Origin of the sequence: Gracilibacillus pellucidus, assembly GCF_033949965.1 — a bacterium.
In the GTDB taxonomy this organism is placed as follows: Bacteria; Bacillota; Bacilli; order Bacillales; family Amphibacillaceae; genus Gracilibacillus; species Gracilibacillus pellucidus.
The window spans coordinates 141,256-151,434 of sequence record NZ_JAWZSR010000009.1 but is presented as its reverse complement, the minus strand read 5'-3'; the positions used below and the strand labels follow the sequence as shown (position 1 = coordinate 151,434).

The window sequence follows — 10,179 nt, the reverse complement described above, 5'->3', positions numbered from 1 at the left end:
CAGAATCTGCGTCCGCATCTGCATCAGAATCTGCGTCCGCATCTGCATCAGAATCTGCGTCCGCATCTGCATCAGAATCTGCGTCCGCATCTGCATCAGAATCTGCGTCCGCATCTGCATCAGAATCTGCGTCCGAATCTGCATCAGAATCTGCGTCCGCATCTGCATCCGAATCTGCGTCCGCATCTGCATCAGAATCTGCGTCCGCATCTGCATCAGAATCTGCGTCCGAATCTGCATCAGAATCTGCGTCCGAATCTGCATCAGAATCTGCGTCCGAATCTGCATCCGAATCCGCGTCCGCATCTGCGTCCGCGTCTGCATCTGCGTCCGAATCTGCGTCCGCATCTGCATCCGAATCTGCGTCCGCATCTGCATCCGAATCAGAGTCTGCATCTGCATCCGAATCAGAGTCTGCATCTGCATCCGAATCAGAGTCTGCATCTGCATCCGAATCAGAGTCTGCATCTGCATCCGAATCAGAGTCTGCATCTGCATCAGAGTCCGCGTCTGCGTCTGCATCCGAATCTGCGTCTGCATCTGCATCAGAGTCCGCGTCTGCATCTGCATCTGAGTCCGCGTCTGCATCTGCATCCGAATCAGAGTCTGCATCTGCATCTGAGTCTGCGTCTGCATCAGAATCTGCGTCCGCGTCTGCATCTGCATCTGAGTCCGCGTCTGCATCTGCATCAGAGTCCGCGTCTGCATCTGCATCAGAGTCCGCGTCTGCATCTGCATCTGAGTCCGCGTCTGCATCTGCATCAGAGTCCGCGTCTGCATCTGCATCAGAATCCGCGTCTGCATCTGCATCAGAATCCGCGTCTGCATCTGCATCAGAGTCCGCGTCTGCATCTGCATCAGAGTCCGCGTCTGCATCTGCATCAGAGTCCGCGTCTGCATCTGCATCAGAGTCCGCGTCTGCGTCCGCATCTGCGTCGCCGTCTTCCGATTCGTCCTCTGGCACTACTACTGTGACTGGGTCACTTTCATTCCCATCTTCATCACTGGACACAACTTGTAGCTCTTCTCCTACTTCTACCTCTTCAGCTGGAATTTCTACAACGAAACTTCCATCTTCTTCAATAGTTCCAGTTGCGATTTCCTCTCCATCTTCTCCAGATACTGTAACGGTATCTCCATCAGCTGAACCGGTTACTTCATAACCTTGTTCACTATTTCCACTGATGTCTACTTCGCCTACTTCTAAATCTACTGGGTCTGGATCTGGAATGACTTCTTCATCCGTTGGTACTGTTACTGTGACAGCTTCACTTTCATTTCCTTCTCCATCAGTTGCTACTACTTCCAGAACTTCTCCTTCTTCCACTGAATCTGCTGGTACTTCTACTGTATACGTTCCATCTTCTTCGATTAGACCTGTGCCTACTTCTTCTCCTGCCTCATTCGTAATTGCAATGGTCTCTCCACTTGCTTCTCCCGTTACTTCATAACCATCTGTACTATTTCCGCTAATATCTGCTGATCCCACTTCTAAAGCCACAACATCTTCATCAAACACGATAGTATCTGTAGATTCCAAACTAGATAATAAATCTAAATCAATATTAGTAGTGCTAACTCCCGCTCCTTGAATATCAACTTCTCCACTAAGTCCAGAAGGATTCGGCAATGTCGTGTTAAGCGTAACAGATGTTTCACCTAAAACTTGTGCAGATGCTAAATTACTCGCTAGATCAATTGATCCGCTTGTTAAATTATTAACTAAATCTTGTAATGGTGATAATAAATCTGTAACTGGCTCTAATGGTACTGAAATCGTTCCGCCTAGTACTTCCACTTGTAAAGCACTAATAGAATCAATCACATCATTAAGTAATTGTAAAACGACATCTTGTACCGCTGTTTCTAGGTACTCTCCTAAGCCATCACCAAAAGAAACAACAATCGTTCCATCAGGATTAACCTCAACAGGAACTTCTGTGTTATATTGCAATAGGTCTGCTAAAGCAGCATCAATATTTGTTAATGCAGCTAAAGCATCTTCTACCTCATCTAAACCAGAAACATTAAGCAAAGGGGATGTTACAGGATTACCAAGTATTGTATCAACAGTTGAAACTAATTCCCCTACCGTATCATTTAATGTACCAGTCAATCCACTTAACGTATCACCTAAAGCTGGAATATCATCCAAAGTTATTGGTAAAAGATCAACAGAAACAGTTGCATTTCCATCCGCTTCTAGAAGACCTGCTAATTCTGGTGCATGAAATACAATCGTTCTTTCAGGAGAAACCAACTCTGCATTTGCTAGTCCTCTCCCTGTTAACTCAAGACTTAAATCATAATAGTCATCAAATTCTGTTAAATCCGCATTAACATTAACGCTTTCTAACAGCTGTACCTCCGTTAAACTAGCTGCTTGAACCTCACCATGGGAACCTGAAGAATATTTTCCTAAGTATCCATCAATAGAAACTGGTGATGTGGAAACGATCAAAACCGCCGCCGCTGATGAAGCAAGCATCTTCTTCATAGTAAATGTTCTCTGACGGTGTCGTCTATTCATCTTTTTACGGTAATCTACGTTCTTTTTGCCTTTCGAACTCATACTATATCCTCCCTTAGTAAGCTAGAATATGGGTATACTGGTTTTACCTCCTGTTAATTTTTCACACGATTTTGCACCCATATCTACATACTAATAGGACAAGAAAAAGGAGAATTTCATTATTTTCATATATTTTTTAATATTCTAATATAGAATGAAATTTCTGATTTTTTATTATTTATTTCTACAAATTTCGAGGGTATATTAATTAATAAACAATCTTTCTATTTACTCGACTATTATCTATCAACATTTCACATACTTATTCAACAGGAGAATACAAAATGAAACTAAAAAAATTAAAAAATGAAAAATTATTAAAACTATATAATAACGCGAAGAAATATGACGTTTGCCAAGAATACCTAACCATACTAGAAAAAGAGTTACTACTAAGAGATTTACCAATCCAATTCAAGAAAAACACCAATTAAAAAACGCGACGCTGTAACACAGCGCCGCTTTCTTTCATTATTATTTTATTCTATATCTGTAAGCAGATAGTCACCATCATCTTCTACTACTGTATAAGTCCAGTTATAATCCTTTTCTTCTCTTTCTCCGTCTTCGTATATAATCTGAATCGTTTCCTTGGTACTCACTTTCCATTTGTCACCTGATTTGTTCACATCAGTAACTTTTCGCTCGATAACTTCCTCCATAGTACCATTGTCATACAGTCGCTTCACTAATCCTTGTTGCGCCTCGTCAAGGGCGCTACCTGCTTGAATATATTCACTCACAACACTATAGTCTCCAGCATTGATTGCAGCAACTAACATATCAATATAAGATAATGTAGCATCTGTTATTTGTTCTTCAGCCTCTCCATCCGTTTTTTCTTTGTCAGCACTACTGTCATCTTTCTTTTCACCGTCGTCTTCTATAACAACTGCATCACCTTTATACTCATACTTCGTATATTCGTGCTCACTTGTCGAATAATCATCTCTTACATCATAAACTTCCCAGTTATCTTCATTAAAACGCAATACTAACTCTCCATACTCTTCTCTATAGTTAGGATTATCAATCGTATCGTTGTACCTAGTGTTTTCAACCGCTACTTCTTGTTTCGTAAATACTTGTAATACATATTCTTCAAGTTCTTCATCATAAAAAGCTTTCATTGCGTCATTCGCGATACTAAACTCTTTTAAATCGATATAATATAGATAACCCCAATTTTCCACAGTATTATTTATATCCTCAATTAGTTCAACTATCTCACTTTCTGTTGCATCACTCAAAAAGCTGAATCCTTCAGTATTATTAGAGCCTATACCTTCAAATAATTTATCGAGAAATGAGCTATAATCATCGGCTACTTGATCTAACAATTCTTCTGTTGGTTGATAATTGACTTGGTCAACATAATAATCAGATACTTCTTGTTCTCCAGTTGATAACGTTCCCCATGGAAATTCGGTTTGTATTTCAATCGTATATTCTTCATCGTTTGCCAGCGGGCCGATCTGTGTTTCATCTAAATACATCGATTCATCTATTTCGTCACCGTTAAGCAATACCGTCGTATCACCATTCAAGACAAAATCCTCGATATAGATTGCGTCATAATCGAAATAAAAATCCAATGTATGTTGATAATCATATAAATCAATCGTTTCCTCTGTCTCTAAATGACGAATATTGCTATCATACTCGCCTTTTAATACATGCTCACCATATGTAAAAGGACCTAATTCGATTTCATCTTCTTTTTCTTCTATCGTTACCGTCTTATTATCATGATAGTGCACGACGGTGTCATTCAGATTAGAAGAGGTAGTAATATAAATTGGTTGTGCCGTTATCTTGTAACAATCGAGCAGTAAATAACATTTTCCTTCGGTTAGATTTAATATCGTGTCATGTTCTGCCATTTTATTTGCAGCTTGTTGAGCTAGATTTTGCAAAAGATAATTTTTTGTTGAACGTTCTTCCTCTAACTTTTGAACCATTGCTGTTGCATTTTCTGTTCCGATCTCTTCATCTGTATCTGCAAAGACAACCATTTTCCCAATCTTTTCATAATCCTGTTCTTCCATCGCTGTTGATAATGATTTCATCAATTGATTAGGTGATGATAAATAATTCAAAATGGAGAACGCGATAACAAGTAATAAAACTACACCTCCTATAATAGAAAATATTATCTTTTGTTTTTTCGACATTTTTTTCTTTGGAGACGAACTCTTATGACTTGTTGCACCGTTGCCTAATGTATGACCACAGTGCTTACAAAATTTCGCCCCTTCTGGCAATTCTTTTCCACAATTTTTACAATACGCCATTTTCCCCCACCTTTCTACATAAGTTACATTATAGTAAATTTTGTTGAACATTGGAATAGATTTAGTTATACTAAACTAGTGCTTTCGAACCCTTTCATTAGAATAAGGAATGAAATGAGTTGATAGGCTTGCAGATAATCGCAATTTTTCAGGTTCTATTGAACAAATTCAAATTGATAACGGAAGGTTTTTTGTTACAAATGAAGGAGAGCCATATCAAGCTTCTGTTATTACCGAATTAATATTTGATTCTGGATATGATGAAGATAGAGAATGTAACAAATTTAAAATAGAACACGACACTTATTATTATTTTACTAAAGGAGAGATACACTATGACTACCTGTCCCAAATGCGGAACAGAACAAGAAGAAGGAAACTTTTGTGAAGCATGTGGAGCACCATTACAAACTACAACAGAACATGCTGCAGCAGACGGACCAGCTCCCCAAGCAGAAGCCGCTTCAACAAAGGCTAGCGAAACATTTGAAAAAGTAAAAGCTGAATCTGAGCAATATTGGAATTATTTCCTCACAAGACTGAAAAAACCAAGCATTGCTTTACGTGATGGAGAGCATGCACTAAGCGGCGCTATTATTACTTCTATTTTATTGCCATTATTAGTAGCGATTTTCTTATATGTAGTAGCCAATAATATGTGGAAAGAACAGGACTTTGGGTTTATGGATATGGGTAGTTTACCATTCTTCTCTATCGTTAGCCGATTATTTTTCATTGCAGTACTATTTTTCTTTACTGGTTTATTAGCTAATTTCATTACGCTGAAAATTACTAAAAATACGATTTCAGTAAAAACACTATATATCAGATATGCTGGGTTACTTGTACCTTTTGTCGCTATATTCGCCGTGTTTACTTTACTAGCGTTAGTAGGTGTTATTTCAATCAATCTAAACTATCCTGAAGATACACTATTAATGTTTTCACTTTTCGTTATACTTTTAAGTACTGCTATTTATATTAACCCTATTATTCATGCGTTTTATCATCTGCAACAACATAAACAAAATTACTATTTTACCTTATTAACGCTATTATTTAATATTATTATTATCGTAATTCTAGTTAGAATGTTTGTTAGTGAAATGATAGATTCATTAGAAAATTTATTATAATATCAAGCCAAACACCTCTACAACATAGAGGTGTTTGGCTATTTTTCATTCCACTGTTTGTAGTTTTCTCGACTTTTGTTCTGTTCGTTTAAAGGCAACATACGTAAAACGCATAATCAATAAACTGCCAATACTACCAGAGAAAAACAAGAAAATAACGGGAAACGAAGCCGTTATATAATAAATAACAAACATCGTAAACAACATATAAATCGTCCTCAATGGATAGGCAGCACCTATAATAAACGCATATTTAAAGCATTCAATCAACTTAATATCGTAATGAACATAGACCGGAAATAGGAAAAACACAATCATTACATAATAAAAAGTAATTGTTAATAACAATAACCCTAACCCAACATATAGCATCATATCCATACGCTGAATCACGACATAGTCCAGATATAAAATCAGTCCACCAATCACACTAATATAACCTAAAACATTTGCTTTCCACAAGCTATGTTTGAATGTTTGGGTAAATGTGTGAAAGATTCGGACATCTGTCTCGCCTTTGATCCATTTCCGTACAATCGTATACATCGCTACGGTTGCAGGAAAAAAGCCAACAATACCTAATCCTAAGATTGAAAAAAAGATCCAAAGAAGATTCAATACACTTACACGCATAACCCATTCCGATATTTTGTACGTAAAAGTCTTCATCATATCCTCCCGTCCTTTTTAACTCTTAACCGCACCTGCTACACCTTCGATAAAATATCGTTGCATAATAATAAAGATAATCATCACTGGTAGTAACGAAATAGTTGCACCTGCCGCCATTCCAGAGAAATCAACTGCATATGTCTGCACAAAATTTTGCATCCCTACTGCTAATGTCCGTAATTCTGGTTTACTGATCGTTAAGACAAGCGGTACAAGGAAGGAACTCCATGTCCATATAAATTGCATGATAGCGGTTGTGGCGACAATGGGCATACTAAGCGGTAACATCACTTTTGTGAAAACCGTTAAAAATCCTGCCCCATCTATTTCCGCTGCTTCTTCAACCGATTTAGGTAAATTAGCAAAAAAGGAAGCAAACATTAAAATAAACAGAACATGTGCACCTGACGACTCTGCCACAATTATCCCTAACAATGAATTATCAAGCCCCATGGCACTAACTAACTTGAACAATGGAATAATCGTGTAACCTTTTGGGATGAACATAATCGCCACTACACAAACCATAATCACTTTCTTGCCTGGAAAATCAATTCTTCCTAGCGCATAACCTGTCAATGAAGAAAGGACAATCACGATAACCACAGTTGCAACAGTGAAAATAACGGTATTGATAAAATAACCAGAAAAATTAGCGGTAATCCAAGCATCAGAATAGTTTTCCCAATGCCATTGTTCCGGTATAAGTGTTGTTCCACTCGTTAAAAATTCTTGATTTGTTTTAAAGGAGGAAAAGACCATCCAAACAAAGGGATAGATCCAGACAATCCCGAACAAGAGTAACAGAACATGAATAATCATACGTGCACTTTTCGTTGCAATCATGCGCTCACACCACCTTTTTTCTTCTTGTTCATCCTAAACTTCGTTATTTGCTTCCCAAATGATGCCGCACCGAAAACCATACTAATAACAAACGTAAACATTCCTAGTAAAACACCTGCAGCAGATGCATAACCCATCCTCACTTGTCCGCCACCAAGCTGGCTGGAAAAGGCAAAATTATAAATAAACAAGTCCATCGTTTCCGTCGCAAAATTCGGTCCACCATCTGTCAATGTTTTGACTAAATCAAAGGCATTAATACCACTTACTAATGAAAGCAAGATAATTACTGCTGCAATTGGCTTCAATAATGGTAATGTAATATGCCTTAATGTAGACCAAAAGCCTGCTCCATCTAATTGAGCAGATTCATACAATTCATTGGGAATCGATTGTAAACCTGCTAACCAATACACCATATTAATCCCCAAGCCTTTCCATGAGCCAATGACAATCAGGACAATCACCGCTAGAACCGGATCTGTTAACCATGGTATTGGTTTATCTATGATATTAACGTTCAACAACAATTGATTGGCAAAGCCGTTAATCCCAAAAATGTTTCCCATGATAATCCCAACAATGGCCGTTGTCGTAACAACTGGTAAAAAGTAAATCGCCCGGTAAAAACCTTTTCCCTGCAATTTTTGATCATTTAAGATAATGGCTAAAACGAGTGCTCCTCCAACCCCTAAAATCGTTGTCCCAATAATGTAATAGATCGAAACAACCGCCGAATTCCAAAATCGATCAGATGTTAATAATTGATAGTAATTATCTAGTCCAACGAAATTAGATAAAGGACCAATTCCTGTCCATTCATAAAAGGAATACACATAACTCATAACGATTGGATAAGCAGAAAATATAAAAAAAACGATAATTTGTGGCGCTAGAAAGATATACGCCCACATCGTCTTTCTCTTTTTTAACGTCTGTAAATTTGATTTCCTTTTTTGCTCCATCTGATTGTTCACCCTTTCCAAGGTATATGGAAAGAAAAACTTGGCAATATGCCAAGCTTTTCTTTATTTCAACTCATCATATTTATCGACTGTATATGGCTCAAATGGTTGCCAATTCGGATAGATATAATCTTCTTGAGAAACTTCCGGAAATTCTTCTAACGTCTCAAAGAAAGCATCTTTCATATCTTGGTCGAGCTTACCTATTTCTGCTTCTAAATCATCAATATTTCCTGTGATATAACCAACTACTGCATCACCAATTCCTCCAACTTCCAGCTTATTACGATATGCTCGATTAAATTCAATAATGTCAGGATTTAATTCCGCTGGCTTTGGAACAGGAATAGCCAGTTCATTCTCTAATTCAAGAATGTCATGATATTGTTCAAAAGGAGGATCGCCACCTACATCTGCTTTTGCAGGTAAACCCGCTCCTGTATTTACATAAACCGTTTCATAAAGATGGTCCAAAGCATACTCTAAGAAAGTGCGTACTTCTTCCCAATGTTCTGTTTCATTGCTTACACGAATACTAGTAGCCTCCGATCCTGCATGATAGTAATAAGGCTGACCATCTTTTGTTGGTAATGGCGCTACACCCCAATTTTCAAATTCATTTTCACCATATAATTGTCGTCCGACCCAATCACCACTCCAAAGAAACGCACTCTGTCCTACGGCAAACAGTGCCTCTGCTTCCCCTAATCCGACTTCCACACTTTGTGGAGCCATAATTCCTTCATCTAATAGCTCTTTAATAAACGTTGCACTTTCGATTTTCCCGTCGGTTAGTAGTTGTGGTTCTCCTTCGCGATAATTTTCTTGCCATGGAACCTCTGGTGTAATAGCTGTTCCCATCATGGAAACGAGCTGCTCATTTGCCCAGCCAGGATTATTCCAAACGATCGGATAAATAGCACCCCCAGATTCATCAAGTATCCTTTGGCCGATTGTTTTAAATTCCTCCCATGTTGCCGGAATATCTGCTTCTGTCAGGCCTAACATATCAAATACATCTTTGTTATAGTACATAATCATTGCCTTACTTCTCGGTGATGCTAGCGGAAATCCATATACGGAACCATCTGAGGTTGTTCCGTTTTCATACCAAGTTCCATCTTGAAACTGTGCCTTCACTTCATCGGTAAAAATCTCATCCAAATTTTTCACCGCATCTACTTCTACTAATTCTGATAAGTCCACAATATTCGTCCATAGATCAGGAACATTTCCTTCCGATAATGCTGTTCGAAGTTGCGTTTCTGGCTCCGGTGTTTCTTGTTTATCTATTTTGATATGTGGATGTTCCGCTTCAAAACCTGCAATTAATTGTTCTAATCCACCTCGTAATTCAGGATATCTATTCCAAAAGCTTAATGTCACCACATCCTCGTCTTCGTTTGCAGCATCATCGTTTTCCTCACCACTACATGCACTGAGGACTAACATAACCGCAACAGCTAACACACCAATAGCGTAAAAACTTCGCCTCTTCATCCCTTTATCCCCCCGTTGTTACTAGAGTCTGTTAACCAGTGAACTTCCACACCACTTAAAGTAAGCGTTATCATTTCAGGATAATCATATATCAAAATGAATTGCCACTCTTTCAATGTGCATACAGTCATCCAAAAATTCTTATACTATTACACTATGATCGTAATCGGCTAATATGCATCTTTTTTTCAAAA

The 10,179-nt window shown here is 38.2% G+C and carries 8 protein-coding genes and 1 pseudogene; 3 read left to right on the top strand and 6 right to left on the bottom strand.

Features of this window, described 5'->3' with window-relative positions; all coding sequences use genetic code 11:
• A partial coding sequence (locus SH601_RS14670) for an adhesive domain-containing protein (RefSeq protein ID WP_319959092.1) occupies positions 1-2,572 on the bottom strand: 2,572 nt, incomplete at its 3' end.
• Between the two features lie 284 nt (positions 2,573-2,856).
• Between SH601_RS14670 and sda the strand changes: the two genes are divergently transcribed.
• Positions 2,857-3,006 (top strand): sporulation histidine kinase inhibitor Sda, encoded by a 150-nt coding sequence (sda, locus tag SH601_RS14665; RefSeq protein ID WP_319959091.1) that lies wholly within the window; start codon positions 2,857-2,859, stop codon positions 3,004-3,006.
• A gap of 45 nt (positions 3,007-3,051) precedes the next feature.
• Here sda and SH601_RS14660 read toward each other — a convergent pair whose 3' ends face one another.
• Positions 3,052-4,866, bottom strand: a complete 1,815-nt coding sequence (locus tag SH601_RS14660; protein ID WP_319959090.1) for a TcaA NTF2-like domain-containing protein — start codon at positions 4,864-4,866, stop codon at positions 3,052-3,054.
• Positions 4,867-5,011: 145 nt separating this feature from the next.
• Between SH601_RS14660 and SH601_RS17695 the strand changes: the two are divergent.
• Together SH601_RS17695 and SH601_RS14655 are read left to right on the top strand one after the other, a co-directional pair.
• A pseudogene (locus tag SH601_RS17695) lies at positions 5,012-5,254 on the top strand (hypothetical protein); the annotation flags it as partial.
• Positions 5,202-6,002, top strand: coding sequence for a zinc ribbon domain-containing protein (locus SH601_RS14655; protein WP_319959089.1), 801 nt, complete (start codon positions 5,202-5,204; stop codon positions 6,000-6,002). The pseudogene SH601_RS17695 and the gene SH601_RS14655, both read left to right, overlap by 53 nt.
• A gap of 45 nt (positions 6,003-6,047) precedes the next feature.
• Here the strand turns inward: SH601_RS14655 and SH601_RS14650 are convergent, their stop codons facing one another.
• The 4 genes from SH601_RS14650 to SH601_RS14635 form a co-directional block, all read right to left on the bottom strand.
• Entirely contained in the window at positions 6,048-6,671 is a 624-nt protein-coding gene (locus SH601_RS14650) for a YesL family protein (RefSeq protein WP_319959088.1), read from the bottom strand.
• Between the two features lie 18 nt (positions 6,672-6,689).
• Positions 6,690-7,520, bottom strand: coding sequence for a carbohydrate ABC transporter permease (locus tag SH601_RS14645; RefSeq protein ID WP_319959087.1), 831 nt, complete (start codon positions 7,518-7,520; stop codon positions 6,690-6,692).
• Positions 7,517-8,485 carry a carbohydrate ABC transporter permease gene (locus SH601_RS14640; RefSeq protein ID WP_319959086.1) on the bottom strand — a complete coding sequence of 323 codons (969 nt, stop codon included), beginning with the start codon at positions 8,483-8,485 and terminating at the stop codon, positions 7,517-7,519. The genes SH601_RS14645 and SH601_RS14640 overlap by 4 nt, the downstream gene beginning before the upstream one ends.
• A gap of 63 nt (positions 8,486-8,548) precedes the next feature.
• Positions 8,549-9,985: an ABC transporter substrate-binding protein gene (locus SH601_RS14635; protein ID WP_319959085.1), complete on the bottom strand. Its 1,437-nt coding sequence runs from the start codon at positions 9,983-9,985 to the stop codon at positions 8,549-8,551.
• Positions 9,986-10,179: the final 194 nt, after the last annotated feature.